Source organism: Salinigranum salinum, assembly GCF_009176545.1.
In the GTDB taxonomy this organism is placed as follows: domain Archaea; phylum Halobacteriota; class Halobacteria; order Halobacteriales; family Haloferacaceae; genus Salinigranum; species Salinigranum salinum.
The window spans coordinates 1,097,397-1,123,855 of record NZ_VTOJ01000002.1 but is presented as its reverse complement, the minus strand read 5'-3'; the positions used below and the strand labels follow the sequence as shown (position 1 = coordinate 1,123,855).

Below are 26,459 nucleotides of genomic sequence, written 5' to 3'. Positions count from 1 at the left end.
CGGGTGCGCGCTCGATGTCGCTCAGTGACCCCCGGCGACGTAGCCGCCGTCGACGACGAGCTCCGCCCCCGTGATCCACGCCGCCGCGTCGCTGGCGAAGAACGCGACGGCCTCGCCCACGTCCCGCGGTTCGCCGAGACGCGGGAGGGGCGTCTCCTCCCGGCGTCGTTCGATCGCCGCCTCGCCGCCGACGTCCTGGAGCTGTGTCTTTATCACGCCCGGGAGGACCGTGTTGGCCGTGACGCCGTCGTCGGCGACCTCGACGGCGAAGTCCCGGGTCATGTTGACGATCCCGGCCTTCGAGGCGGCGTATCCGGCACCGCCGCCACCGTAGTAGGCGTTGACGGAGCTGACGTTGACGATCCGCCCGTGGTCGGCGTCGCGCAGGTGGGGTACCGCTGCGCTGGTCGTGTAGAAGTAGCCGTTCAGATTGACCGCGATCATCCGCTCGTACTCCGACCGTGCCACCTCCTGGCTCGTCCCCGGGATCAGGATCCCCGCGTTGTTGACCAGGACGTCTATCCCGCCGTACTCGTCCACGGTGTGCTCGACCAGCCGGTCGACGGCGTCCGGATCGCTGGTGTCGGTCTCGACGTAGCTCGAACGCGCGCCGAACTCCGTCGAGACGAGTTCGTCCGTCGGCGTCGTCACGTCGGTCTGGAAGTGCCCACCCCGGTGGGGCTCCCGCCGGACGTCCGCGATCACGGTCGTCGCTCCTGCTTCGGCCAACCGGAGCGCGATGCCGCGTCCGATGCCGGAACTCCCGCCGGTCACGATCGCCACCCTGTCTCCGAGATCGTACGAGGGCATACCCACCTGTCGTCCCATCCCCCACTTCACAGTATCGCTCCCCCCACCGCCGCGCCACCGAGGGGACCGGCAGGAGTCGACCGGGGTCACCTCGCCGATTTGGCTCGGCACACCGACCGGGTTCACCTCGCCGACTTCGCTCGCCACACCGAACTGGGTCGTCCCCGCTGTCCTCGATCGTGGGGACCGGCCACGCCGCACGGAACGCTCCGTCGAGGTTATACCGCGCGTGGGACGTGTGCCGTGACCCCGCCGAACACAAAGTATTACACCGCGGGATCTGATGTGGGGGCATGAAGCAGGTGTTATCGGACGTCGTCGTCGCTGATTTCACGCAGATGATGCAGGGTGGGTGGGCGTCACAAAAGCTCGGTGACATGGGTGCGGACGTGATCAAGATCGAACCGCCCCACGGGGAACTCGAACGGGGGGTCCGGTTCAACGGTGAGATGTACGGTGAGTGGTCGTACGGCTTCCTGGCGAAGGATCGGAACAAGCGCAGCGTCGCCCTCGACCTCAAATCCGACGAGGGGTACGAGGCGGCGCTCGACATCGTCAGGGAGGCCGACGTCGTGATGGAGAACTTCAGACCCGACGTCATGAGGCGTCTGGGGCTGGACTACGAGACGATCCGGGAGGTAGATCCGTCCATCATCTACGTCTCGGGGTCGGCGTACGGCTCCAGCGGCCCGTACGCGGACCGACCCGGACAGGACCTCCTCTACCAGGCGATGACGGGCCTCGCCGCCAACACCGGGAGAGCCGGGGACCCACCGATGGGCACCGGCTCGGTCGTCGTCGACGCGCACTCCGCGACGCTCATCGCCCTGTACACGATGTACGCGCTGTACCACCGGGAACTGACCGGCGAGGGCCAGAAGATCGAGGCCAACCTGCTCAACTCGGCGATCGACTTCCAGTGTAACGAACTGACCTACGTCCTCAACGCGGGCGAGGACCTGACGCCCAGCGAGCGGAACCTCGGCCACCCGATGTTCTGGCCGCCCTACGGCATCTACGAGACCGAGTCGAGTCACATCGCCATCGGCATGTCCTCGTTGACCGCCGTCGGCGAGACGTTCGGCAGCGAGGAACTGTGTGCGTACGACGACGACATCGAGGCGATCTTCGAGGACCGCGACCGGGTCCACCGCCTCATCGAATCGCACACCGTGGAGGAGTCGGCGGACCGCCTCGTCGACATGCTCTCCGAGGCGGACGTCCAGGCGGTCGAGGTGGCGGAGCTCTCGGATCTCGAGGACAACCCCCAGGTCCAGCACAACGACATGATCCTCGAGATCGACCACCCCGAGGTCGGGACGTTCAAGACGGCCGGCTTCCCGGTCGAGATGTCCGAGAGCGAGGAGACGGTCCGGTATCCACCGCCGTCGGTCGGCGAACACACCGAGGACGTGCTCGAAGAGATGGGCTACTCCGCGGACGAGATCAGGGCCGTCACGGGAGCCGACCGGTCGACCGACGAGGACTGATCCGACCGGTCGATCGACGAGACAGTTTTATACTAGGTCGCCCCGGAACGCATTCCATGAGTGACGACCGGTACTACGAGGAGGTCGACGTGGGAGAACAGTGGCAGACCGACGGACGAACCGTCACCGAAGCCGACGTGGTCAACTACGCGGGCGTCTCCGGGGACTTCCACCCCTACCACGTCGACGCGGAGTTCGCGGGGGCCTCGGAGTTCGGCAGTCGGATCGCTCACGGGCTGTTGGTGCTGAGCATCGCCGCCGCCCTCGAGAGCACCGAGAACGAGCACGCCTTCATGTACGGCTTCGAGTCGATGCGCTTCGTGAACCCGACGATGCTCGGCGACACGATCCACGTCGAGGTCGAGGTGACCGACAAGTCGGTCAAGTCGGACGCGTACGGGGTGGTGACGAAACACTTCGACGTGAGGAACCAGGACGACGAGACGGTGCTGGCGTGCGACAAGCTGGAACTGTTCGAGCGTTCGGACGCGGCGTGACGCCTCGCGCCGCGCGGAGCAGAAGAGTCAACTGGCCTCGGCGGGACCTCGTTCGCGTGCACGGGCGTGCCAGACGAAACAGTGCCGGCCCGGTTCACCGGCGGAGACGACCGCGGCGTGCTGGAGACGACCCGACGAGCCGGCGGATCGAGCACGTCGCAGCCGAACTCACGGAGCACCGATGCTCGTAGACGACTACGACGCGTTCCTCGTCGATCTCGACGGCGTCGTCTACGTCGGCGACGAACCGATACCCGGAGCCGTCGACGCGATCGAGCGACTCCGAGAGCGGGCGATCCCCGTCCGCTTCGTGACGAACAACTCCTCGCGGACGCGCGACGAGATCCGGACGAAGCTCGCCGGCATGGGGATCGACGCGAGTCGACGGGAGATCGTGAGTGCGGCCTGGGCGACGGGTGAGTACCTCCGGGATCGGGGTCTGGAGACGGTCTCCGTCGTCGGAACGGGTTCGCTCCGGGCGGAACTCGAACGCGGCGGCGTCGTCGTGGCCGACGACGCGGTCGACGCCGTCGTCGTGGGCCACGACGACACCACGGACTACGCGGATCTCACGCGGGCGACACGGCTCGTCCACCGACACGACGTCCCGCTCGTGGCGGTGAACGCGGACGCTGTCGTCCCGCAACCGGACGGGCCGATCCCGGGCGTCGGGGCGATCGCCAGCGCGATCGAGACCGCGACGAACCGCACGGCGACGGTGATCGGCAAGCCGGAGCGACGGCTGTTCGACTACGCACTGGCGTCGCTGGAGACGGCTTCGGTGGCGATGATCGGCGACACCCCGGCGGCCGACGTCGCGGGTGCGTCCCGGGCCGGCATCGACGCCATCCTCGTGACGGCGCACGCGGTCCGGTCGACCGACGGCCCGACCCCGGACGCGACGATCTCCGGGTTAGCGGACCTGTTCGAGGAGTGATCGGAGGACGAGACCGGCTCCCGCGCCGACGTTTCAGCGTCGCCTCCGTCGGCTCCCGTGGCACGACCGAACTATCGGCAAGGGACCGCAGGTGCGAGAGGGCTAATGAGGGACGAGCGTCATATCGTACACATGGCAACGCCAGCCACCAACTACGTCGACGGCGAGTGGACCGGTGCGGCGACCGGCGAGACGTTCGAGGTACGGAACCCGGCGCACACGGACGAGGTCGTCGCGGAGTACGCGAAGTCCGGCGTCGCGGACACCGAGACGGCGATCGAGGCCGCCGCCGCGGCGGCCGGCGGGTGGGCGGCGACGCCCGGGCCAGAGCGCGGCGCGATCCTCACCCGCACGGCCCAGCGGCTCGAGGCCCGCAAGGAGGAGCTGACCGAGCTGCTCACCCGCGAGGAGGGGAAGACGCTGAGCGAGTCGGGCGGGGAGGTGCAGCGGGCCATCGACATCTTCTACTACTACGGGCAGAAGGCCCGCGACCACGGCGGTGAGGTGAAGGCACCGAGCGGCACGAACCGGCAGGTCTCGACGCGCAAGGAACCGCTCGGCGTGGCCGGGCTCATCACGCCGTGGAACTACCCCATCGCCATCCCGGCGTGGAAGCTCGCTCCCGCGCTCGCGACGGGCAACACGGTCGTGCTCAAGCCGGCGACGCTCGCCCCCTCGGTCGGGAAGGCCATCGTCGAGGCACTCGACGACGCGGGGATCCCCGACGGCGTCGTGAACCTCGTCGCCGGCCCCGGCAGCGAGGTCGGCTCGACGATCTCCGGCCACGACGACGTGGACGCCGTCTCCTTCACCGGGAGCTCCGCGGTCGGTCACCACGTCTACGACGACGCCACGGACGGCGGCAAGCGCGTCCAGACGGAGATGGGTGGGAAGAACCCGGCGGTCGTCACGTCGAACGCCGACGTCGACGAGGCGGTCGACATCGTCGCGGCGGGCGCGTTCGGCGTCACCGGCCAGGCCTGCACGGCGACGTCCCGCGCGATCGTCCACGACGAGGTGTACGACGAGTTCGTCGACGAACTCGTCGCCCACGCCGAGGCGATCGAGATCGGACCCGGTCTCGAGGACCCCGACATGGGGCCACAGGCGAGCGCGGACGAGCTCGAGGGCACCCTCGACTACGTCGACATCGCGGTCGACGAGGGCGCGACGCTGGCGACCGGGGGCGAGCGCGTGGACGTCGACGGCGCGGACGGCTACTTCGTCTCGCCCGCCGTCTTCTCGGACGTCGACCCCTCGATGCGGATCGCCCAGGAAGAAGTGTTCGGGCCGGCGGTCGCGGTGATCCGCGTCGAGAACTTCGCCGAGGCCGTCGAGGTCGCCAACGGCGTCGACTACGGCCTCTCGGCCAGCATCGTCACCGACGACCTCTCGGAGGCGAACCGGTTCGTCGACGAGGTCGAGGCCGGCGTCGTGAAGGTGAACGAGAAGACGACCGGCGTCGAACTCCACGTCCCGTTCGGCGGCGTGAAGAACTCCTCGAGCAACACCTACCGCGAGCAGGGCGACGCGGGGCTGGAGTTCTTCACCCAGACGAAGACCGTCTACACCAACTACTGAACGGACTACTGAGCCGGTGAGCCCGGACGGACGGATCCACCGCGCGGCGACCGCCGCCCCGTTCGTCCCGCCGGACTCCCCGTGGTCGGGGTGGTCCTGTCGATACGGACGACCGCGCCCGGGACGCGATCTTCGCGGCGTTCGCAGGCGGGCTGACGCTCGCCGTCGGTTCCGTTTCCTCCTATTGCCGGAGCGAGTCGCGGAGTCGATGCGGACCGACTCGGGAGAGTCGATGCCGGCAGCCTCGCGTCGTCCGGCTCAGTCGGACCTGACCGAGTGTTCGAGCGTCGGGATCCCCTCGACGTCGACCTCGACCGTGTCGCCGTCGGCGAGCGGGCCGACGCCCTCGGGCGTGCCCGTCGAGATGACGTCGCCCGCCTCGAGCGTCATGTACGTCGTGATCTCCGCGACGAGCTCGGGCACCGAGAAGATGAAGTCCGCGCGTGAGGAGTCCTGTTTGGTCTCGCCGTTGACGCGGAGGCTGATCCGGGCGTCCTCGGCGACCTCGTCGGGGGTGGCGACGACGGGGCCGAGCGGGGCGCTGTTGTCGAACGCCTTCCCGCGGATCCAGTTCTGTTCGATCTCCTGATCGTCGCGGTTCGAGACGTCGTTCACGCAGGTGAAGCCCGCGACGACGTCCATCGCCTCGTCCTCGGAGACGTGTCGGCACTGCTCGCCGATGACGACGCCCAGTTCGGCCTCGTAGTCGACGCGCTCTTTCCCCGCCGGGAGCGTCACGGTACTCCCGTGGGCGGCGAGCGCGTTCGGCGGCTTCAAGAAGAGCAGCGGGCGGTCGGGGATCTCCATCCCCGACTCGGCGGCGTGGTTCGCGTAGTTCAGCCCCACGCAGACGATCTTGCTCGGCTCACAGGGCGGGAGCAGATCGACGTCGTCGACGTCGTACGTCTCGCCACCGAACTCGACGCTACCGTCGGTCCACTGGCCGGTTCGGACACTGCCTGCAGGGTCGCGGAAACGGGCGCGATACATGTTCGACGCCTCTCTCCGAACCGTCAAAACGTTTCGGCTCCCGACAAGCACGGGCGACTCGACGTCACGGCTCTCACACCCCGTGGCGAAAGGTTGAATAGCCGACTGACACCACGTCACACCCCGACGGAGCCCCACCGTGAAAGCCATCTATCAGACCGCCCCCGAACGCGGAGGTATCGAGGTACGAGAACGCGACCGACCGACACCCGGTCCCGACGAAGCGCTCGTGCGCGTCCACAGCGCCGGTCTCTGCGGCAGCGACGCACACGCGTACAAGTTCGACCAGGGGTACGAGTGGATCCCGATCCCGCGGGTGATGGGTCACGAGTACGCCGGGCGGGTCGTCGAGGTCGGCGAACACGTCTCGAACGTCGCGGTCGACGACACCGTCGTCGAGCGGCCGATCCACGAGTGCGGTCACTGTTTCCAGTGCCTGAACGGGCAGTCGAACGTCTGCCAGAACTTCGAGATCACCGGGATGCACACCGACGGCGCGTACACGGAGTACGTCACCGTGGACGAACGGTATCTCGTCACGATCCCCGAGGAAGTGCCGCTCGAACACGCGGCCGTCACGGAGCCGACGAGTATCGCCGCCAGGGCGGTCCTCGACCAGTCGGTCGTCCAGCCGGGCGACCGCGTCCTCGTCGAGGGGCCCGGTCCCATCGGGATGCTGTCGGCGGTGATCGCCCACTCGCTCGGGGCGAACGTCGTCCTCTCGGGGCTCGACCGCGACGCCGACTACCGGCTGCCGCTCGGTGCGGAGCTCGGTCTCGAAACCGTCAACGCCCAGCGCGACGACCTCGACGAGGTCACCGACGCGTTCACCGACGGCGTCGGCTTCGACGTGGTGTTCGACACGACGGGACACCACTCGGGGGTCGAGATGGCCGCCGAGCAGATCCGCCGCGGCGGACAGATCGTCGTCGTCGGCCTCCCAGCCGACGACAGCGAGCTGTTCATGACGCCGCTCGTCCGCGGCGAGGTCGACCTCAACACCTCCTACGGCTCCGCCCACCGCAACTTCAGACAGGCGCTCGAACTCATGGCCAACGACAGCATCGACCCCGGGGTGCTCATCGACACCTCCTTCTCGGTCGACGACCCCACGGCGGCCTTCGAGGCGTTCCTCGCGGGGGAGACGCTCAAACCCGTCTTCGGCTTCTGGGACCCCTGAATCCGCCGTCACCGGACGACCGATCCGGTCGGGGTCGATACATCAGTTCGATGACTCGGTTGCGGTTCGTGTGCGCCGATGATGAACAAACGTTTTGTATCATTATCTACAATGTAATGGCGGCATGGCAACAAACACGGGGAACACGATCGGGGCGCTGGGGACGTCGCTGCGAATACTCGAGGTGCTGAAAGAGCGGGGAAGTGCCGGCGTGACGGAGCTGGCGAAGGAGCTGGGCCTGCCCAAGAGTACGGTGTACAGCCACCTGCGAACGCTACGCGAACACGAGTACGTCGTGCAGGAAAACGACACGTACTGTCTCGGCCTGCGCTTTCTCGACTTCGGGGAGCACACGCGCGACCGGATGCGGATCTACGAGGTCGCCAAACCCGAGATCGACGCGCTGGCCGAGGAGACGGGCGAACTGGCGAACCTGCTCGTCGAGGAACACGGCCAGGGCGTCTACCTCTACCGCGCGAAGGGTGCACAGGCTGTCAGTCTCGACACCCACGCCGGGATGCGGGTCGGCCTCCACTGCACCTCGCTCGGGAAGGCCATCCTCGCGTACCTCCCCGAGGAGCGCGTCGACGAGATCGTCGACCGCTGGGGGCTCCCGGCGCGGACGGCCGACACGATCACCACCCGGGAGGAGCTCGACGCGGAGCTCGAACGGATCAGAGAGCGCGGCTACGCCCAGGACAACGGGGAACGGCTCTCCGGCCTCCGCTGTGTCGCCGCGCCCATCACCGACACCGACGGCGTCGCCATCGGTGCCGTCAGCGTCGCCGGGCCGACGAGTCGGATGAAGGGCGAGCGGTTCGAGTCGGAGATCCCGGAACGCGTCCAGAGCGTCGCGAACGTCACGGAGATCAACCTGACGTACTCGTAACGACCCGACTGACGCGCCTTCGACTCTCGCAGAACCAGCGCGGGCCGCGGTCCGCCGGGCCGAATCCTCTCAGAGCTCCACGAGGCGGCACCTCGTGGCCACACCACCACCTTCTGCCGATCGACCACGCGGCCACACCACCTACGGTCGCCGGACCCCACGCGGCCATCCACACTGCGGCGACTGCCTCTCTCGGCGTCGGCTCTCCGCTCTTCCGTCGGCCGCCTCCGGGTCCGTCCGGGACGCCGGTCGATGCGAACGTATTTCACACCGGGTCACACACCGACGGCCATGTCCGAGGAGTTCGACGCGTACGCACCGTTCAGCTACGACCCCGTCACGGTCGCCGACAAGACCGTCGTCGTCGTGGGTGGGACGAGCGGGATCGGTCGCGGGATCGCCCTCGCCTGTGCCGAGGAGGGTGCGAACGTCGTTCCGACGAGCCGAACCGCCGAGCGGGTCGAACACGTCGCAGGAGAGGTCCGCGAGCGCGGTGCCGAGGCGCTCGAGCGGACGTGCGACGTGACCGACCGCGCGTCGCTCGAACGCCTGGCCGACGCCGCCGTCGACCGCTTCGGCGACGTCGACGCGCTCGTCAACTCGCCGAGCGCCATCGCCCGCTCTTCCGTGGTCGACGTGACCGACGACGAGTGGGACGGGGTTCTCGACGTCCAGCTGACGGGCGTCCACCGGACCGTCCAGACGTTCGTCCGCGAGACGGGCGTCGAGAGCGTGATCAACATCGCCTCGCTCTCCTCGCAGATGGGGATCCCGGACCTCGTCGCGTACGCGACCGCGAAGGGTGGCATCGACAGCTACACGCGGGCGGCGGCGAAGGATCTGGGCCCAGAAGTGCGGATCAACGCCATCCGTCCGGGCTTCATCGCGACCGCACAGACCGCCGACGCGTACGTCGAGGGGTCACCGCGGTACGAACGGATCACTGCGCGGGCACCGGCGAAGCGGATCGGCCGGCCGGAGGACGTCGCGGGAGCGGCCGTCTACCTCGCGAGCGACGCCGCCTCGTACGTCACCGGCTCGATCCTCACCGTCGACGGGGGGTTCTTCCCGAGCGCGTTCGAGTGAGGACGGTCGCCCGACCTCCGTCGACGCTCGTCGACGCTCGTCGGCACCGTCGACGATCCGTGCCCGACCCGCACCGACGGCTCCACTCTCACTCACACCCAGGCCCTCACATCGACGGTCCGATCCGCGTGATCGCGAACTGGGTCAGCCCGTGTCGCTCCGCGCAGCTCTCCGCACCGTCCGCGACGTCGAGGACGGTCTCCAGGAGGTCGTCCGCGCTCGCAGCCGTCGCGTTCACGTCGATGTCCTCCGGCAGCGCGGCGGCCGTCCCCGGGTCGCCGGTCACCTTGATCACGGGAACGAGCGGGTGTCCGGCGAGGACGCCGTCGCCCGTCACGTGCACGACGAGGTTCGCACCCGCGGCCGCGAGTGCGGTCGTCGCCTCGGCGAACCGCGAGGGGGCGTCGACCACGACCAGCCCCTCCGCGTGCGTGGCTCGCTCGCCGTATCGGAGGACGTCCCTGATCGGCAGGTCGCCCCACGCGCCGGTCGCCTCCGCGAACGAGAGGTCACGGGCGAAGCGCGCCACGCGCGTCGCCCGGGCCGGGTGCCCAGCGTGTCTGTCGGCGAGCGCGTCGAACGCCTCGCGTGCGTCCTCGATACACGCCTCCCGGGCCGTCTCCGCGTGCGCGACGAGTCGCTCGCTCCCGGCGGCGACGACGCGGCCACCGGCGGCGACCACCGCACGCGCCAGCCCACCGACGAGCGGGTCACCCCGTTCGACGGTCGAGGCGTCGAGGTCGCTCGACACGACGCCGAGCGTCACCTCGCCCAGATCCGCGGGCCGTCGGTCCGCGCGCTCCGCCTCGACGAGTTCCCGGGCCGCCTCGACGCCGCGCTCGACGCACTCGTCGGTGCCGCCGGCGTCCTGGATCGACAGTTCGCGCACCGTGACGCCTCGCGCCTCGAGCGTGGCTTTCACGTCGGCACTCTGGACCGCCTCGCAGCCGAGACCGACGACGACCGTCCCCGCCACGTTCGGGCTCTCCGCCAACGAGAGCAGCGTCCGCCGCGTCTGTTCGTTGTCTGCACCGAGCTGCGCACAGCCGTGGTCGTGCGGCGCGCTCACCGCACCCTCGACCCGCTCGGCGATGCGGTCGGCGACGGCGTGCGAACAGATCACCGAGGGCAACACGAGCACGTGGTCGCGGACGCCGACCGAGCCGTCGTCGCGTTCGATCCCCCGAAACGTCCGCTGGGTCACGGTCGGTGCACTCACCGCCCGTCACCTCGCGTCCGCTCGGCCGGTCTCGTCGTTCGCTCGGCTCGTCTCGTCGCTCGGTCGGTTCGTCTCGTCGCTCGGTCGGTTCGTCTCGTCGCTCGGTCGGTTCGTCTCGTCGCTCGGTCGGTTCGTCTCGTCGTTCGCTCGGCTCGTCTCGTCGTTCGCTCGGCTCGTCTCGTCACTCGGTCGGCTCGTCCCCGTCCCCGTCGCCGTCCGTGGCCGCCGGCGTACAGACGTCCACCCGCCCCACCCGGCGCTGTCCCAGTCGATCGAGGCGGGAGCGACCTGCCGCCCGTCATCCGCCGGCCTCCACCTGTAGCTCTTCGGGCTGGATCTCGTTGATGGCGAACTCCTCGAGGCGGCGGTGTTCGGCCTCGGTGAGCTCGCCGCCGGCCACTGCGATCAGTTTCTCGTAGACGCGTTCACCCACGGTGTCGAGCGACTCGCCGTCGAACACCGTCGAGGCGTCGACGTCCATGTTGTTCGACATCTTCCGCCAGGTCTTGGGGTTGCCGGTGACCTTGATGACGGGGGCGATGGGGTTGCCGGTGGTACTGCCTCTCCCCGTGGTGAACGCGATCACTTGCGCGCCGCCCGCCACCTTGCCGACGACGCTCTCGACGTCGTAGCCGGGCGTGTCCATCAGGACGAGCCCGCCACCGACTGGCAACTGTTCGCCGTAGTCGACGATCCCCCGGACGGGGGTTGTTCCGCCCTTCGAGATCGCCCCCAGGCTCTTCTCCTCGATCGTCGTCAGCCCGCCCTCCTGGTTGCCGGGCGTCGGCTGTGCGCCCCGGAGGTCGACGCCCATGAGTTTGGCCATGTTCTCGCGATGTTCGACGCGCTCTAAGAGGCGTTCGCGCACCGCGTCGTCGACGCAGCGGTCGGCGAGGAGGTGTTCGGCCCCGATGAACTCGGGGGTCTCGCTGAAGCAGGCGGTTCCGCCAGCGGCGACGAGGCGGTCGCAGGCGTTGCCGACGGCGGGGTTCGCCGCGATGCCGCTGGTCGCGTCGCTCCCGCCGCACTCGACGCCGAACACCAGTTCGGAGACCTCGGCCTCCTCCCGGCGGGCCCGTTCGGCCTCGGTGACGAGCCGCGAGAGGCGCGTGGCACCCTCGGCGAGCGCGCGCGTCGTCCCGCCCGCCTCGCGGATGCAGAGCGTCTCGACGGGGGTCTCGACGGCGGCGATACGGTCGGCGACCGCGTCGGCGTCGATGTCCTCGGTGCCGAGTTCGACGACTAGCGCCGCTCCTACGTTCGGGTTCCGCCCGACGCCGACGAGTACGCGCTCGGTCTGGCGGCGCGCCGCGTCGGGCTGTGTCGTCCCCATCTGGTGCGGTGTCGCCCGTGCCCGCGGGCCCGCGTCCGCCGCGATCCGCGACGCGACGGCGGACCCGGCGACGGACGTCGGAATCACCGCGACGTGGTTCCGGACGCCGACACGGCCGTCTGGCCGACGGTACCCACGAAAGGTGCGTCCCATACAGGTGTGTGAACAGTACACACTTGTTAACTTTTCTCAACGCAGCGGAACGGTCGTCGACCACCGGTCGTTCCCGCTGGACACGCGCACCGAGCAGCGCGTCGACCGCGGACCACCCGTCGACGGCACGGCCTCGCGGGGGGTCGTCCGTCCGGGTCCACGATCCCGAGCGTCCGCTGTGCCGTCTCCGCCGGTGCGAGGCTTTTTGCGCCCCGTCGTCGAACGGCCCGCATGACCTCACCGGGACTCGTCGTCGCCGACGACCTCACGGGCGCGTCGGACACCGGTCACGAGTTCGCCGCGCGCGGGCTCCGGACGCTCGTCGTCACGGTCGAGTCGGCCGCCGACGACGCGGCGACGGGGAGCGACGTCCTCGTCGTCGACACCGACTCGCGGTACGCGTCGCCCGAGACGGCCGCCGCCGCCGTCGACCGCGCGATCTCGGCACACGATCACGACTTCGTCTACAAGAAGGTCGACTCGACGCTCCGGGGGAACCTCGTCCCCGAGGTGGACGCGGCGCTCGCCGCCACCGGTGCCGACCTCGCGCTGGTCGCCCCCGCCTCGCCCCGGAACGGGCGGACGACGGTCGAGGGGTACCACCTCGTCGACGGCGTGCTCGTGACCGACACGGACGCCGGCTCGGACCCGGACGCACCCGTCGAGACGCCCCACCTGCCGACGCGCTTTGCGGCGTCGGCGCACCCGGTCGTCCGCCTCCCGATCGACCGAGTCGCCGCCGGTCCCGAGACGGTCGAGGCGGCGCTCGCCGACTGGGCGGCCGACGGGCCCGTGGTCGTCGCCGCGGACGCCAGCCACGAACGGCACCTCGAGACGCTCGCGGCGGCCGCCGCGCGCGTCGACGCCGCGGTGGTGTACGTCGGGAGCGCCGGCCTCGCCCGCTACGTCGAGACGCCACCCTCGCGTGGGGGCGGTCCCCGGCCCGTGCCGCACCGCGACCGGAGCGTGCTCTGTGTCGTCGGGAGCACGAGTCCGGTGACGCGCGAACAGCTCGCGGATCTCCCCGAGCCGGCGCTCGTCCCGCTCGACCTGGCGGCCGCCGTCGACGCCCCCGCCGAGGCGAGCACGGCCGCCGCCGCGGCGTGTGCCACGCGGCTCGACCACGAGGGGCTCGCCGTGCTCGCGTCCGCCCCCGACGCCGACGCGCCCGACCGGGCGCTGGCGGCAGGGCGCGACCGCGGGCTCGACGGCGCGACGGTCCGTGCCCGCGTCGCCGAGGCGCTCGGGGGGACCGTCGAGCGGCTCTGGGCCGACGATCCGCCCGAATCGCTGTTCGTCACCGGCGGGGCCGTCGCCGCGGACGTGTTCGCCACGCTCGGCGCGGTCGGCGTCGACCTCTCGGGCGAGGCGGTCGAGGAGGGGATCCCGCTGGGTCGCGTCGCCGGCGGGGTCGCCGACGGCACCCCGGTCGTCACGAAGGCCGGGGCGTTCGGCGGCCCCGGGGCAATACGTAAGTGCGCCGCCCGTCTCGGGGGACGTGATGAGTTCAGCTAAGCCGCTCGTCGCCGTCACGATGGGCGACCCGGCGGGGATCGGCGCGGAAGTCGCGGTGAAGGGGTACCCCGAGGCGAGCGACTTCGCCCGCGTCGTCGTCGTGGGCGACGCCGACGTGGTGCGGCGTGCGGTCGATGTCTGTGACGTCTCCGTCGAAGTAGTCGTCGTCGACGAGGCCGAACTCGCGACCGTCGACGACGACCCGGCGACCCTCGCGGTGCTCGACTGCGACAACGTCGACGAGGTCGCCTACGGCGAGCTCCGCGCCGACTACGGCGCGGCCAGCCTCGACTACATCGAGCGTGCGATCGACCTCGCGATCGCGGGCGCCGTCGACGCCATCACGACCGCGCCGATCAACAAGCAGGCGACGCGGATGGCCGGCGCGGAACACGCCGGGCACACGGGGCTGCTCGCCGAGCGCACGGGCGTCGAGAACTACTCGATGATGCTCATCGAGGACGACCTGCGCGTGACGCACGTGAGCACGCACGTCCCCCTCCGCGAGGCGTGCGACCTCGTGACGACCGAGCGCGTGCTCGACACGATCGCGGTCACGCACGAGGCGCTCGGTGAACTCGGCGTCGACGAGCCGCGAATCGCCGTCGCGGGGCTGAACCCCCACGCTGGGGACGGCGGGCTGCTCGGCGACGAAGACGACGCGGAGATCGCGCCGGCGGTCGAGCGCGCCCGCGAGCGGGGGATCGACGCCGTCGGTCCCCAGTCGCCGGACACGGTGTACGTCAGTGCCGCACGCGGCGACTTCGACTGCGTCGTCTCGATGTACCACGACCAGGGCCATATCCCGCTCAAGCTCCTCGGCTTCGACGCGACCGGCGGCGTCAGCGGCGTCAACATGACCATCGGCCTCCCGATCGTCCGGACGAGCGTCGACCACGGCACCGCCTTCGACATCGCGGGCGAGGGGGTCGCGAGCGAGACGAGCATGGTCGACGCGATCCGCGTCGCGTGCGAGGTCGCGCGGGGGCGCGCCTCGGCCACGGCACGGTGAGTCTCGATCCCTAGTCGATCCGGTACCGGTCGAGCGCCGCCGGATCGATCTCGACGCCCAGTCCGGGGCCGTCCGGGACGGCGAGCCGCCCGTCGGCGTCGGGCGTGACGGGCGTCCCGGCGAGTTCCTCCCGGAGGGGGTTGGCCGATCGATCGAACTCGAGCCACGGCCGCCCGGGGAGCGTGGCCACGAGGTGGAGGCTCGCCGCGATCGCGACGGGCGTCCCCCAGACGTGTGGCACCACGGGAACGCCGAACTCGCGGGCCATGGCCGCGACGCGACGTGCCGCCGTCAGCCCGCCGACGTTGCAGACGTCGGGCTGGGCGACGTCGAGGCCCCCGCGCTCGAACAGGTGGCGGAACTCCCACGGGGTGTGGCACTCGCCGCCGGCGATCCGGACGTCGAGCGCGTCGCGCAGCGCCGCGTAGCCGGCGACGTCTTCGGGGGGTACCGGTTCCTCGAACCAGTAGACGTCGAGCTCTTCGAGTCCGCGGCCGACGGTCCGGGCCGTCCCCGCGTCATACGCGTAGTTGGCGTCGACCATGAGCGTCACGTCGTCGCCGACCGCCTGGCGGATGCGCCGGACGAGTTCCACGTCCTCCTCGGGCCCGTAGCCGAGGAGTTGCAGGCCGATCTTCGCTTTGACCGCCCCGAGCGCGCCGGCGTTCGCTTCGGCCTCCGCGGCGATGTCGGCGTACTGTTCGTCGAGGTCGGCGTCGTGTCTGAAGTAGTGGCCCGTCGCGTACGCCCGGACCGCGTCCCGCCGCGCCCCGCCGAGGAGCCGCGAGACTGGAACACCGGCGAGCTTGCCCGCGAGGTCCCACAGCGCCAGGTCCACTCCGGAGAGCGCCGGGAGCGGGACGATCGACTGGTAGGCGGCTCGTCCCCGGTCGTGCAGGTCCTCGGAGAGCCGCTCGACTGCGTCCGGCGACTGCCCTTCGAGGTGCGGCGCGAACAGTCGCTCGACGGTCTCCCGGGTGCCCGCGATGGGGCCCCAGCACTCGCCCCACCCGACGGTCCCGTCGCTGGCTTCGATCCGGACGAGGAGCGCCGTCCGCGTCGTCACCCACTCCTGCGCGTAGCCGAACGGCTCGTCGAGCGAGGCCTCCAGCGGCACCGTCTCCACCCGCTCGATCGTGACGCTACTCATCGCCACCGACTCGACGGCTGTGCTCGGCGACGGCGACGACCACGCGTCGGGTGGTGGTCCGTGTCGTGACCTGTCCCATGCGTCGGACCTCGCCCGGAGGGAGAATAAACCATCGCGTCGAGGCGTGAGCCGCGATGCCGCCGTCCGCTGGAACGGATCCGTCGGGCTCCGACCGCCGCGCTGTCCGGTGGTCACCCCACACGATCCGACATCGTCGCACGCTATCCGATCGAACACACCGGGCGTCGTCGACCACGGTTCCGCTCCGGGTTCGACTACTCGTTACATCAGTATCGCTGTAATTTCTCCGCGTTCCAGATGAGGGTCGAGCCCTCGGCACCGTGATGCACGCCGGGACGCCGAGGACCGCCGATTCGGCCGGTGGGTTCCCGCCGGCAGCCGAGCGGTCTCTCCCTCCACTCGTTCGCCGTCTTCGCCGCGGTGCGGCGGTCTCGTCGACCTCCGTCCCGTCCGGGCGCCATCGTTTCATCCATGGTGAACGGCTGCTCCCGTCCGCGTGAACCGACGGAATCGCCCTGGTCCGGGATTCTCCGACGACGCCGTTCGAATCAGACGAATCCGTGGCTCTTCGGTCGACTCTCGCCGATCTTCCGGAATCCGGACACCGCTTGCGTACTTCACTGTATCGATCGACGAGACGCATTCGTTCGGTATCGTCGCACACACCTGGCGGTGACGACGGCCTCACCGACCCGACGACCGCCAGCGCCGGTACGAGCACGGGTGAGGACGACGGCGATCGTCCGTCCCTTCGAGGAGTTCTCTCGGGCGAGGACACACCATCCCCTCCGGTTCACCGTTCGGCCTTCGAGGTTCGTCGCCGCGAACACGCCCGGCGTCTCCCACCGGGCGTGCGTCCTCGCGGCCACGACGGGTCAGATGGATTTATATGACGTGCTCCGTTGCGGCACACCATGGAACACGACGAGCCACGGACGACGGATTGGCTGGCCCGCGACGAGGCGGCCCGGCAGTACGTCGTCGACGCGACCCGGGCGGTCGAGTCGCTCGTGGCGTCGACGTACGGCCCACGCGGGTCCGACTCGGTGATTCTGACCGACGACGGGAAGGGACGGCCCGAGACCGTCGTGACGAAAGACGCCGGCACCATCCTCGGCGCCATCGAACGAGGCAACGGCTTCGTCCACCCCGTCGCGGCGCTGTTCGTCGACGGTCTCGACTCCGTCCGGCGGGGTCTGTACGACGGGACGACCGCCGCCGCGCTCCTCGGCGCGCGACTCATCGAGGCGGGAGTCGACCTGACCGACGAGGGCGTCCACGTCGGGACGATCAGCGTCGGCTACGCGATGGCGGCCAACCGGGCGGGGAGCGTCCTCGACGACCTCGCCCGTCCCGTTGAGCCGACCGACCGGGCGCTGCTCTCGCAGGTCGCCGCGACGACGATGACGACGGATCTCGACGAGCGCCGTCGGCGCGACTACGTCGACGCGGTGGCGGCCGCCGTCTCGGGACTCGCGGCGGCCAGTGACGACGGCTGGCTCGACACCGACGACGTGACCGTCCGGGCCCGGGTGGGCGAGGGCTGCGAACTGTACCGCGGCCACGTCGTCCGTCGGCGCCCCGGTGCCCACGAGACCAGCGAGCGGAGCCGCCTCTCGTTCGACTGGTCGCCGTCGATCGACGGCGTCCGGACCGACGTCCGCGTCGCCTGCGTCGAGCACGCGATCGACGTCGAGGAGACGGCGACGAGTTTCGGCGGTGACGGCAGCGCGGGCGTCACGGTCGAGGGAGCCGCCGGGCTCGCGGCGTACGCCGACGCCCGGGAGGCGGCGATCGACTCGGTCGCGGCGGAGGTCGCGGCGCTCGGCGTCGACGTCCTCGTCGTCAGGGAGGAACTCGACGACCAGGTGTCGCGGGCCATCGAGTCGTACGGCGTCGCCGTCGTCGACCGGGCGCAGTACCCCAAGTCGGACGTCCACCGGGTCGCGCGGGCGACCGGCGCCAGCGTCGTCGGCCACGTCGCCGACCTCGACCGCTCGAAGCTGGGCCGGGCGGGTCGGGCGTACGAACACCGCGTGGCCGACGACAAGTGGACGTTCTTCGACGAGTGTGACGGGGCGGTGTTCACCCTCGTCGTCGGTGCGCCGACCGAACAGAGCCGCTCGACGCACACGGCGCTCGTCGAGGACGCGGTCGAGACCACCGCGATCGCCGCGATGGACGGACAGCTCCTCCCGGGGGCGGGGGCGGCTCCCGTCGCCGTCGCTCGTGATCTTCGCGCGTACGCGCGAACGGTCGCCGGGAAGGAACAGCTGGCGATCGAGGCGTTCGCCGACGTCTGTGAGTCGCTCGCCGTCACGCTCGCGCGGAACGCCGGCTTCGACCCGATCGATACGCAGGCGACGCTCCGTCACGCCCACGCGACGGCCGGCGAAGGGCCCGCCCCGATCGGGCTCGACGTCGCGACCGGCGAGCCGGTGGACGCGTGGGAACACGGCGTCGTCGAGCCACGTCGCGTGTTCTCACAGGCGATCGACAGTGCGGTCGCGACGACGGAACAGCTCCTCGCGATCGACGGCGTGGCCACGCCGGGTGTCGACCTCGGACGGCTCGACCCCCAGACCGAACACGAGTGAGTCGCCCTTCGCTGGCACCGTCCGCCCCGTCCGTCTCGTTCGCGCCGCGACGAAGGGTCGACCCTGGGATTCGTCTCCGCGTCCTCGCTGTCGGGTCGTCTCGCTCAGCCCCCCACCGCCGGACCGCCAGCGACGCGGTCGTCGTCGGTGAGGTCGTTCGCGGGGAGTCGCTCGTCGATCCGCAGCAGTTGCACCGCGAGGTCGGTCGCGGCGTCGAGCACGTCGCGCTTCAGCCCGAGCGGTTCGACGATCGGGTCGTCGTCGAGGACGTCCCGGATCTCCCCGTGGAGGGCGTCGACACCCATCGACGAGCGCCCCTCGTGGTGTGCAACGCGGAGCTGGATCACCCCGGACCAGCCGTCGAGACCGGCACTGACCGCGAGCCGGCGCGGGAGGTCGGCGAGCGCCCGCCCGAACGCCTCGATGGCCAGCTGTTCGGCCCCGCCGGTCCGAGTGGCGGCGTCTCTCACCGCGCGTTCGAGATCGATCTCGGTCGCGCCACCGCCGGGGAGGACGCGGTCGTCGGCGGTCGCGCGGAAGACGGCGGCGACTGCGCTCTCGACGCTCCCCTCGAACGCGGAGACCGAGCGCGGATCCGGTGCCCGGCAGACGAACGTGTACGTCGGCGATCGGTCGGCCTCGACGTAGACGAACTCGCGGCCGGCGAGCCGTTCGACGCGAACGTCTCCCCGCCCGAGCGTCTCGCTCGTGACGTCGGCGAGCGACGGGACGACCTGCCCGCCCGTGGCCCGGACCAGCCGTCGCATCACGTCGTCGTCGACGCGCTGGATCGCCGTGATCCCCGCATCGGCGAGCAGCGCCTCGACGCGGTCGTTGACGCCGCCCTCGGTGGCGACGAACCGACAGCCGGCGTCGACCGCCGCCGAGAGCCGTCGACGGAACTCCTCGCGTTCGTACTCGCCGATGGCGGCTCGATCCTCGAAGCTGTCCACGTCGAGCGAGCGCGTCGTGGATCCCTCGTCGGTCAGCCCGCCGAGCTTCGGGACGTCGACCGTCGACGAGAGGAGGGCGACGCCCGCGTCGGGGAGGCGGCGGGGCATCGCCTCGGAGACCGGCGGTGTCTCGATCACGACCCCGTGGACGAGTTCCGTCTCCCCCGATCCGCCGATACGTCCGAGGACCGAGACGTTCTCCGGGCCGACACCCGGCCCGGCCGCCGCCGACACTGCGGCCACCGCCTCGGTCACGTCGGCGCTGATCCGGGCTCTGGCCGCGGGGTTGCGCGTCCCCGTCAGGGCCGTCCGGGCGACCGCCTCCCCGCCGACGAGCGAGAGGGGTCGCGCGCGTGCATCGAGACGCTCCCGTGCGACGTCGAGCGCCGTCCGGTAGCCACGAGCGACGGCCGTCGGGTGGAGACCTCGTTCGACGAGCTCCTCGCTGGCGTCGAGCAGCGCCCCCGTCAGGAGGACGAGCGTCGTCGCCCCGTCGCCGTGGGTGTCGCGGAAGTCGTTCGCCGCCTGCCGCAAGAGCAGCGTCGCCGGGTCGTCCAGCGCCAGTCGGTCGAGAAAGAGGCTGGTCGACGACGTGGTCGTCACGCGACCGCCGGGTTCGACGACGAGCTTGTTCGTCCCGAACGGTCCGACCATCGTCCCCACGAGGTCGCAGACGCGACGGACGTCGGCCAGCAACTCCTCGCGTGCGTCGTTCATCGCCCGTGGCTCGGGGAGCGCCCGATATAAGTGTGCGGGACCGAGGGTCGCCGGTCCGCCCTCGCCGGGGGGTCTCGGCTTCACGCCCGCCGAGGCTCGAACCCGCCTTGGCTCTCGGGTGGCCTCGAACGGCTCCACCCACTGGCCCGAACGGGCGGGTGACGCCCGTCAGACGGTTCCGACGCGGACAGTGAGGAACATTTATTATGATCCTGCCCTCAGGTTGTATCATAATGTCACGTCGTGACATGGACAGGCAGAGCAGCAGAGCCGACGGAGAAGACGAGACAGCCGAGACGCCCTCCCGGCGCCGGTTCATGCAGTCGACGGCAGCCGCGGCGAGCGTGGGTGCGCTCGGTGCGCTCGCCGGCTGTACGGGCGGCGACAGCGGCGACGGCGGCGACGGCGGCGACGGCGGTGATGGCGGCTCGGGCTCCGGCGACGGTGGCTCCGGCGACGGCGACTCGGGCGACATGGACTCGGACAGCTCCGACTCCGGTGGCTCCGAGAGCGTCACGGTCGACTACCTGAACGCGCAGGCGGCCGAGAACTCCTCGATCAGCAACCACTTCCAGGAGATGATGGGCGTCTTCGAGGAGAAGCAGGGCAACGTGACGGTCGAGCTGCAGACTGCCTCCTACGGCGACATCCGGTCGAAGCTCGCCTCGACGGTGTCGTCGGGGAACCCGCCGACGTTCGCCGAATCCGGCGGTGGCGGCCTCCAGTTCTACCTCGACGGACAGGTCCCCGACCACGCGCCGTTCATCGAGAGCACGTCGAACCTGCCGGACGACTTCACCGCCGCGAACGTCGAATCCGCGCAGTACCGCGGCGAGTGGTGGTCCGGCGGTGCGATGCGGATGACGAACAGCAACCTCGGCATCCGGCCGAGCATCTTCAGCCAGGTCGGCGTCAGCGACCCGTTCGAGGACCTGGCGACGTGGAGTGGCTTCCTCGAAGCGGTCCGGGCGATCGACGAGCAGATGGACACCATCGCCTACGAGGAGACCGGCGTCCCCGGCGACCTCGAGTCGTACTGGGGATACGCGCGGACGGCGTACACCGACGGCACGGACCCGTGGATGCGCGGCGAGGGCGGCGACAACACCATCGTCGTGGCCAACGAGGACCACGAGGACCGCGGCAAGACCGACGGGATGATCAAGACGTGCGTCAAGATGGCTACGGAGTTCAGCAGCTCCGAGTCCGCCTCGCGCGGTGACGAGGAGATCCCGTCGCTCATGCTGACCGACCGCGTGGCGTCGTTCAACTACGCCACCCCGACCGCCAACCGCTGGCGCGCCGTCAAGGAGGACGTCCAGTTCGGCTGGCAGGACGGCGAGGGCGACTTCATGCTCCTGCCGCACCCGAAGGTCGACCCCGAGTTCGGGAGCAACTTCGGCATCAGCGACCTCGAGGGCGTCGAGGGCGAGCACGGCGGCCACATGTGGTCGCTCGAACAGCAGCAGACCGTCTTCGAGGCCAGCGACGCCCAGCAGAACGCGGCGTGGGCGCTCAACATGTTCCTGCTGAGCGACAACGAGTTCGTCCTGCCGGCGTGGGGCGAGCATTACGAGTCGCTGCCGGGTCTCCAGCCCAAGCTGCAGGCGATCCTCGACGAGTACGACCTGGCGCAGAGCACCGAGCAGGCGTACCGGAACGCCGACACGTACGGCACGCAGTACTCGACCACCGGCGCGGCGTGGGACGTCAGGGAGACGGACCCGATCCGGTGGACCGACATCAACGAGACGATCAGCCAGGCCATCGCCGGTCAGCACACGATGGAGGAGACGCCCGGTCTCGTCCGCCAGCGCATCGAAGAGCGGCTCGGACGGTAACCGGACGGCCCCACACCCGGCTTTCTTCGGGCTCGGACGGACGGCCCCAGCGTCGCTCGGCGCTCGGCGTTCTCCCCGAATCCGAACGGGTTCCCAAACGTTTTTTAATTACCCCCGTAGACACCGAAGCAACCGTGTCACAGCAAACCGCACAACACATCAGACAGAAGTACGGGATGGAGGAGACGACTATCGTCGACCGCCTCCGCGAGCACTGGATCGGCTACCTGTTCATCCTCCCCACGTTCGTGATGTTCACGCTGCTGTTCTACTTCCCCATCGTCAGGGGCATCTGGCTCACGTTCACGAACACACGGCTCGGTGCCGGCGGCTCGTTCGTCGGTCTCGACAACTACGTGTGGCTCCTGACGAACGACCTCTTTCACTTCGCCTTCGGCTGGACTCTGCTGTTCGTCTTCGGCACGACGTTCCTCCAGCTCGTCATCGGGCTCTTCGCGGCGCTCCTGTTGAGCGAACTCCGGGCCGGCTGGCGCGACTGGACGAGCGCGATCATCATGTCGCCGTACTTCTCGGCACCGCTCGCGGGCGGTGTCATCTGGATGTGGTTCCTCAACAGCGACTTCGGGCTCATGCCGGTGATCGTCTCGGACTTCCTCGGGATGGACGCGCCCGCGTTCCTCGCCGACGGGGTCTGGCCCTACGTGTCGCTCATCGTCGCCCAGTCGTGGCACGACTACGGCTACGCGGGCATCATCTACGCCGCCGCCATCGTCGGCATCCCCCGCGAACAGTACGAGGCCGCCGCGCTGGCCGGGGCGGGACGGCTCCGACGGTTCCGTGACGTCACGCTCCCGCACCTCGTCACGCCGACCATCATCATCCTCGCGCTCCGGACGGCGTGGAACGTCGCCGAGTTCGCCCAGCCGTTCGAGCTCACGGGGGGTGGCCCCGGCACGCGGACGATGCTGATGAGCATCCTCACGTACGAGACGGCGTACGTCAACCTCAACTTCGCGCGGGCGTACACGCTGGGCATGGCGATGATCCTCATCTCGATGACGACCGCCATCTTCTACGTCACCGTGATCCAGGACGAGGAGGAGCTGTACGTCTGATGATCAACGAAACCCGCCGTTCCCGAGTCCTGCTGTACGCCGCGCTCGCCGTCTTCGCGCTGTTCGCGCTGGTGCCGTACTACTGGGTCGCCCGGACGTCGTTCCTGACGAACTTCGCGGCGATCGACCCGAGCGTCGGCATCATCCCGGCACTGGAGAACATCACGCTCCAGGCGTACGGCCGGATCTGGGAACAGTTCGACTTCGTGACGTTCTTCCGCAACAGCATCGTCGTCTCGATCTCCGCGACGGTCATCTCGCTGCTCTTCTCGATCCCCGGCGCGTACGCGTTCGCCCGACTGGACTTCCCCGGACGGAAGCTGCTGTTCTACACCGCCGTCTTCACGATCATGTTCCCGTGGATCGTCATCACGATCCCGGTGTACGAGGTGTTCTTCGTCCTGGGGCTGATCAACACGCTCACCGGGATCATCATCGCGCTGTCGATCTTCGTCCTGCCGCAGACGATCTGGCTGCTCCAGGGCTTCTTCCGGCAGGGCATCCCCGAGAACATCGAGGAGGCCGCGCTCATCGACGGCCACACGGAGATCGGGGCGTTCCTCCGCATCGTGCTCCCGCTGTCGGCCCCCGCCGTCGGCGCGGCCGCGCTGTTCGCGTTCCTCACCGCGTGGAACAACTTCCTCTGGGTGTTCGTCCTCACCAGCGACGAGGACGTCCGCACCGCGACCGTGGCGATCCACTTCATCCTCGGGAGCGACGTGCTCCGCGAGTGGAACATCCTGATGGCCGCCGTCGTCCTCCTCGTCGCGCCGCCGGTCGTCTTCTACGGCCTCTCCCAGCGCTACGTCGGCGAGGGGCTCGGCGGGGTGTAAGCGCAACTCCCCGTTTCGGCTCGCTCTCGGATTCTCTCGCTGGACCTCGCCGGACGACGGCCGCTCTCTGCTCGGTCTGGTTCAGTTCGCTCTGGTTCGGTCCGTCGAGACACAGACTCCGGCTCCGGCGGTCGTTGCCGCCGTCTTCGCGTGTGCCTGTCCTGACGACCCAGTACCACTCCGATCGGTCGGCCGGAGGGTGACGCGAACGCCTGGCCAATGAGACACTATTAAATAATAGAGAAGCAAACCAGCGGTTGAGCGATATTAGCATGGCACGTGTAGAATTCAACGACGTGACAAAGGTGTTCGAGGACAGCTCGGGACCGATCGTCGCGGTCGAGGAGCTGTCGTTAGACATCCCGGACGGTGAGTTCGTGGTGTTCGTCGGCCCCTCCGGCTGTGGGAAGTCGACGACGCTCCGGATGCTGGCCGGGCTGGAGACGATCACCGACGGGGAGATCAAACTCGACGGGACACGGGTGAACGAGCTCTCGCCGCGCGACCGGGACATCGCGATGGTGTTCCAGTCGTACGCGCTCTACCCGCACAAGACCGTCCGGCAGAACATGGCGTACGGGCTGAACCTGAGCACCGACCTCCAGGAGGAAGAGATCGACCGGCGCGTCGTCGAGGCCGCCGAGATGATGGGGATCGAGGACCTGCTCGACAAGAAGCCCGGCAGCCTCTCGGGCGGCCAGCAACAGCGCGTCGCGACCGGTCGTGCCATCGTCCGCGAGCCCTCCGTGTTCCTCTTCGACGAGCCGCTGTCGAACCTCGACGCACAGCTCCGCAAGCACATGCGGACGGAGCTGGCGCGCATCCACACCGAGCTCGGGATCACGACCATCTACGTCACGCACGACCAGGAGGAGGCGATGACGATGGCCGACCGGATCGTCATCCTCGACAACGGGCGGCTCCAGCAGGTCGGGACGCCGAAGGACGTCTACTACCGCCCAGCGAACGCGTTCGTGGCGGACTTCATCGGCTCGCCGTCGATGAACTTCTTCGACGTCTCGCTCGACGTCGCGGGTGACGGGACCGGGACGCTCGTCGGCGACGGCTTCGAGTACGCGGTGTCGACGGAACTCGTCGACACCATCGACGCGGGGACGGGCGAGTACATCCTCGCGATTCGCCCGGAGAACCTCCGGGTGGACGAGGACGCACCGGCCGAGAAGTCGTTCGAGGCGACGGTCGACGTCGTCGAGGTCATCGGTTCGGACAACTTCCTCTACTTGGATCTGGCCGGCCAGGAGTGCCGGGTTCGCACGCCCGTCGAGATCGAGCCCGAGATCGGCGATACCGTCCGGATCACGTTCGACGAGGCCGATCTCCACCTGTTCGACCGTGACACGGAGGAGGCGGTCGTCCACGGCCACAACCGCGCCGAGGAGGCGCCGCAGACGATCGAACAGCAGGTCTGATCGCCCACGATCGCCCGACGGGCCGTCGACGGCCACGTGCCAGCCGGTGGGGGGGGAACGCTTTTTACCACGCTTCGTGATGGTGTGGTGTGCCTTACGAGATCGCACTCCTTCCAGGCGACGGTATCGGCGTGGAGGTCGTGGACGCGACGCTTCCGCTCCTCGAAGACGCGGCCGACAGACACGGCTTCTCGGTCGAGACCACGAGATACGACTGGGGGAGCGAACGCTACCTCACCGAGGGGGCGATGATGCCCGACGACGCGATCGAGACGCTCGAACCGTTCGACGCGATCCTCCTCGGCGCCGTCGGCCACCCGGAGATCCCCGACCACGTGACGCTCAGGGGGATGATGCTCCCGATCAGGAAGTCGTTCGACCAGCAGGTGTGCAAGCGGCCCTCGGTGCTGTTCGAGGGCGTCGAGAGCCCCCTCCGCGGCTACGGCGGCGGCGACATCGACTTCGTCGTCTTCCGCGAGAACACGGAGGGCGAGTACGCCGACATCGGCGGGCACGAACACCGCGGCTACGATCACGAGGTGGCGATCCAGACCGCCGTCTACACCCGGCAGGGAACCGAGGCGATCGTCCGCGCCGCGTTCGAGGCGGCGACAGAGCGCGAGGGCTACCTGACGAACGTCACCAAGTCGAACGCGCAGGCGTACGGGATGGTGTTCTGGGACCAGATCGTCGAGGAGGTCGCAGAGGAGTACCCCGACGTCGAGGTCGAACGGCTGCTCGTCGACGCCGCCTCGATGGATCTGGTTCGGCGTCCCGACGAGTTCGACGTGATCGTCGCCTCGAACCTCTTCGGCGACATCCTCACCGACATCGGCGCCATCGTCAGCGGGAGCATGGGACTGGCTCCCTCCGCGAACATCAACGTCGAGGGGCACTCGCCGTCGATGTTCGAGCCCGTCCACGGGAGCGCACCGGACATCACGGGCCAGGGGGTCGCCAACCCGCTGGCGACGGTGCTGTCGGTCTCGATGCTGTACGACCACCTCGGGGAGGCGACGGCCGCGACCGACCTCTGGGACGCGGTGGCCGCCCAACTCGCGGACGGGACGGCACCGCGGACGCCCGACCTCGGCGGCGACGCCGGCACCGAGGCCGTCGTCGCCGACCTCCGCGACCGGTTCTGAGGAT

Annotated in this window: 21 protein-coding genes; 15 read left to right on the top strand and 6 right to left on the bottom strand. The window is 69.6% G+C overall.

Annotated elements, in window-relative coordinates:
• Positions 1 to 21 precede the first annotated feature (21 nt).
• Positions 22 to 810, bottom strand: coding sequence for an SDR family NAD(P)-dependent oxidoreductase (locus tag FZP69_RS16870; protein ID WP_192918624.1), 789 nt, complete (start codon positions 808 to 810; stop codon positions 22 to 24).
• Positions 811 to 1,103: 293 nt separating this feature from the next.
• On the opposite strand from FZP69_RS16870, the gene FZP69_RS16865 reads away from it, so the two are divergent.
• From FZP69_RS16865 to xacF, 4 genes are all read left to right on the top strand, one after another.
• On the top strand, positions 1,104 to 2,300 hold the full coding sequence (locus tag FZP69_RS16865; RefSeq protein ID WP_152042545.1) for a CaiB/BaiF CoA transferase family protein: 1,197 nt from the start codon (positions 1,104 to 1,106) through the stop codon (positions 2,298 to 2,300).
• 56 nt (positions 2,301 to 2,356) lie between these two features.
• Complete coding sequence (locus FZP69_RS16860; RefSeq protein WP_152042544.1) at positions 2,357 to 2,797, top strand: MaoC/PaaZ C-terminal domain-containing protein; 441 nt, start codon at positions 2,357 to 2,359, stop codon at positions 2,795 to 2,797.
• A 181-nt stretch (positions 2,798 to 2,978) separates the two neighbouring features.
• Complete coding sequence (locus FZP69_RS16855; RefSeq protein WP_152042543.1) at positions 2,979 to 3,734, top strand: HAD-IIA family hydrolase; 756 nt, start codon at positions 2,979 to 2,981, stop codon at positions 3,732 to 3,734.
• Between the two features lie 132 nt (positions 3,735 to 3,866).
• A complete protein-coding gene (gene xacF, locus FZP69_RS16850; RefSeq protein WP_152042542.1) occupies positions 3,867 to 5,315 on the top strand; it encodes a 2,5-dioxovalerate dehydrogenase in 1,449 nt (482 codons plus the stop codon).
• 258 nt (positions 5,316 to 5,573) lie between these two features.
• Here the strand turns inward: xacF and FZP69_RS16845 are convergent, their stop codons facing one another.
• Positions 5,574 to 6,305: a fumarylacetoacetate hydrolase family protein gene (locus FZP69_RS16845; RefSeq protein ID WP_152042541.1), complete on the bottom strand. Its 732-nt coding sequence runs from the start codon at positions 6,303 to 6,305 to the stop codon at positions 5,574 to 5,576.
• Positions 6,306 to 6,444: 139 nt separating this feature from the next.
• On the opposite strand from FZP69_RS16845, the gene FZP69_RS16840 reads away from it, so the two are divergent.
• From FZP69_RS16840 to FZP69_RS16830, 3 genes are all read left to right on the top strand, one after another.
• On the top strand, positions 6,445 to 7,485 hold the full coding sequence (locus FZP69_RS16840; protein WP_152042540.1) for a zinc-dependent alcohol dehydrogenase: 1,041 nt from the start codon (positions 6,445 to 6,447) through the stop codon (positions 7,483 to 7,485).
• Between the two features lie 124 nt (positions 7,486 to 7,609).
• The gene (locus FZP69_RS16835; protein ID WP_152042539.1) at positions 7,610 to 8,374 is read left to right on the top strand and encodes an IclR family transcriptional regulator; all 765 of its coding nucleotides are present in this window, start codon (positions 7,610 to 7,612) and stop codon (positions 8,372 to 8,374) included.
• Positions 8,375 to 8,665: 291 nt separating this feature from the next.
• Entirely contained in the window at positions 8,666 to 9,460 is a 795-nt protein-coding gene (locus FZP69_RS16830) for an SDR family NAD(P)-dependent oxidoreductase (protein WP_152042538.1), read from the top strand.
• 106 nt (positions 9,461 to 9,566) lie between these two features.
• Here the strand turns inward: FZP69_RS16830 and FZP69_RS16825 are convergent, their stop codons facing one another.
• On the bottom strand, positions 9,567 to 10,679 hold the full coding sequence (locus FZP69_RS16825) for a UxaA family hydrolase (protein WP_152042537.1): 1,113 nt from the start codon (positions 10,677 to 10,679) through the stop codon (positions 9,567 to 9,569).
• A 298-nt stretch (positions 10,680 to 10,977) separates the two neighbouring features.
• Complete coding sequence (locus FZP69_RS16820) at positions 10,978 to 12,165, bottom strand: UxaA family hydrolase (protein WP_152042536.1); 1,188 nt, start codon at positions 12,163 to 12,165, stop codon at positions 10,978 to 10,980.
• 231 nt (positions 12,166 to 12,396) lie between these two features.
• On the opposite strand from FZP69_RS16820, the gene FZP69_RS16815 reads away from it, so the two are divergent.
• Entirely contained in the window at positions 12,397 to 13,680 is a 1,284-nt protein-coding gene (locus FZP69_RS16815) for a four-carbon acid sugar kinase family protein (protein ID WP_152042535.1), read from the top strand.
• The gene (gene pdxA, locus FZP69_RS16810) at positions 13,667 to 14,692 is read left to right on the top strand and encodes a 4-hydroxythreonine-4-phosphate dehydrogenase PdxA (RefSeq protein ID WP_394350163.1); all 1,026 of its coding nucleotides are present in this window, start codon (positions 13,667 to 13,669) and stop codon (positions 14,690 to 14,692) included. Before FZP69_RS16815 ends, pdxA begins: the two co-directional genes overlap by 14 nt.
• 10 nt (positions 14,693 to 14,702) lie before the next feature.
• Here the strand turns inward: pdxA and FZP69_RS16805 are convergent, their stop codons facing one another.
• Positions 14,703 to 15,842 (bottom strand): mandelate racemase/muconate lactonizing enzyme family protein, encoded by a 1,140-nt coding sequence (locus FZP69_RS16805; protein WP_152042534.1) that lies wholly within the window; start codon positions 15,840 to 15,842, stop codon positions 14,703 to 14,705.
• Between the two features lie 935 nt (positions 15,843 to 16,777).
• Here FZP69_RS16805 and FZP69_RS16800 point away from each other — a divergent pair.
• Complete coding sequence (locus FZP69_RS16800) at positions 16,778 to 18,460, top strand: TCP-1/cpn60 chaperonin family protein (protein ID WP_152042533.1); 1,683 nt, start codon at positions 16,778 to 16,780, stop codon at positions 18,458 to 18,460.
• 104 nt (positions 18,461 to 18,564) lie between these two features.
• On the opposite strand, the gene FZP69_RS16795 is transcribed toward FZP69_RS16800, so the two are convergent.
• Complete coding sequence (locus tag FZP69_RS16795; RefSeq protein ID WP_152042532.1) at positions 18,565 to 20,130, bottom strand: TCP-1/cpn60 chaperonin family protein; 1,566 nt, start codon at positions 20,128 to 20,130, stop codon at positions 18,565 to 18,567.
• Positions 20,131 to 20,363: 233 nt separating this feature from the next.
• Here FZP69_RS16795 and FZP69_RS16790 point away from each other — a divergent pair, with 233 nt between their 5' ends.
• The 5 genes from FZP69_RS16790 to FZP69_RS16770 all read left to right on the top strand — a co-directional run bounded on the left by FZP69_RS16790 (position 20,364) and on the right by FZP69_RS16770 (position 26,455).
• Positions 20,364 to 21,971, top strand: coding sequence for an ABC transporter substrate-binding protein (locus tag FZP69_RS16790; RefSeq protein WP_240137669.1), 1,608 nt, complete (start codon positions 20,364 to 20,366; stop codon positions 21,969 to 21,971).
• Between the two features lie 134 nt (positions 21,972 to 22,105).
• Positions 22,106 to 23,047: a carbohydrate ABC transporter permease gene (locus FZP69_RS16785; protein ID WP_240137667.1), complete on the top strand. Its 942-nt coding sequence runs from the start codon at positions 22,106 to 22,108 to the stop codon at positions 23,045 to 23,047.
• Positions 23,047 to 23,880, top strand: a complete 834-nt coding sequence (locus tag FZP69_RS16780) for a carbohydrate ABC transporter permease (RefSeq protein WP_152042531.1) — start codon at positions 23,047 to 23,049, stop codon at positions 23,878 to 23,880. Before FZP69_RS16785 ends, FZP69_RS16780 begins: the two co-directional genes overlap by 1 nt.
• A 272-nt stretch (positions 23,881 to 24,152) precedes the next feature.
• The gene (locus FZP69_RS16775) at positions 24,153 to 25,310 is read left to right on the top strand and encodes an ABC transporter ATP-binding protein (protein WP_152042530.1); all 1,158 of its coding nucleotides are present in this window, start codon (positions 24,153 to 24,155) and stop codon (positions 25,308 to 25,310) included.
• Positions 25,311 to 25,399: 89 nt separating this feature from the next.
• Positions 25,400 to 26,455: a 3-isopropylmalate dehydrogenase gene (locus FZP69_RS16770; RefSeq protein ID WP_152042529.1), complete on the top strand. Its 1,056-nt coding sequence runs from the start codon at positions 25,400 to 25,402 to the stop codon at positions 26,453 to 26,455.
• Positions 26,456 to 26,459 lie beyond the last annotated feature (4 nt).

Excerpts from the sequence above, each read along its gene's own strand:
- FZP69_RS16860 (WP_152042544.1), top strand. The coding sequence starts at position 2,357 with ATGAGTGACGACCGGTACTACGAGGAGGTCGACGTGGGAGAACAGTGG.
- FZP69_RS16795 (WP_152042532.1), bottom strand. The coding sequence starts at position 20,130 with ATGAACGACGCACGCGAGGAGTTGCTGGCCGACGTCCGTCGCGTCTGC.
- FZP69_RS16830 (WP_152042538.1), top strand. The coding sequence starts at position 8,666 with ATGTCCGAGGAGTTCGACGCGTACGCACCGTTCAGCTACGACCCCGTC.
- FZP69_RS16815 (WP_152042535.1), top strand. The coding sequence starts at position 12,397 with ATGACCTCACCGGGACTCGTCGTCGCCGACGACCTCACGGGCGCGTCG.
- xacF (WP_152042542.1), top strand. The coding sequence starts at position 3,867 with ATGGCAACGCCAGCCACCAACTACGTCGACGGCGAGTGGACCGGTGCG.
- FZP69_RS16790 (WP_240137669.1), top strand. The coding sequence starts at position 20,364 with ATGTCACGTCGTGACATGGACAGGCAGAGCAGCAGAGCCGACGGAGAA.
- FZP69_RS16865 (WP_152042545.1), top strand. The coding sequence starts at position 1,104 with ATGAAGCAGGTGTTATCGGACGTCGTCGTCGCTGATTTCACGCAGATG.
- FZP69_RS16800 (WP_152042533.1), top strand. The coding sequence starts at position 16,778 with ATGGAACACGACGAGCCACGGACGACGGATTGGCTGGCCCGCGACGAG.
- FZP69_RS16855 (WP_152042543.1), top strand. The coding sequence starts at position 2,979 with ATGCTCGTAGACGACTACGACGCGTTCCTCGTCGATCTCGACGGCGTC.
- FZP69_RS16835 (WP_152042539.1), top strand. The coding sequence starts at position 7,610 with ATGGCAACAAACACGGGGAACACGATCGGGGCGCTGGGGACGTCGCTG.
- FZP69_RS16870 (WP_192918624.1), bottom strand. The coding sequence starts at position 810 with ATGCCCTCGTACGATCTCGGAGACAGGGTGGCGATCGTGACCGGCGGG.
- FZP69_RS16775 (WP_152042530.1), top strand. The coding sequence starts at position 24,153 with ATGGCACGTGTAGAATTCAACGACGTGACAAAGGTGTTCGAGGACAGC.
- FZP69_RS16780 (WP_152042531.1), top strand. The coding sequence starts at position 23,047 with ATGATCAACGAAACCCGCCGTTCCCGAGTCCTGCTGTACGCCGCGCTC.
- FZP69_RS16845 (WP_152042541.1), bottom strand. The coding sequence starts at position 6,305 with ATGTATCGCGCCCGTTTCCGCGACCCTGCAGGCAGTGTCCGAACCGGC.
- pdxA (WP_394350163.1), top strand. The coding sequence starts at position 13,667 with ATGAGTTCAGCTAAGCCGCTCGTCGCCGTCACGATGGGCGACCCGGCG.
- FZP69_RS16820 (WP_152042536.1), bottom strand. The coding sequence starts at position 12,165 with ATGGGACGCACCTTTCGTGGGTACCGTCGGCCAGACGGCCGTGTCGGC.
- FZP69_RS16805 (WP_152042534.1), bottom strand. The coding sequence starts at position 15,842 with ATGAGTAGCGTCACGATCGAGCGGGTGGAGACGGTGCCGCTGGAGGCC.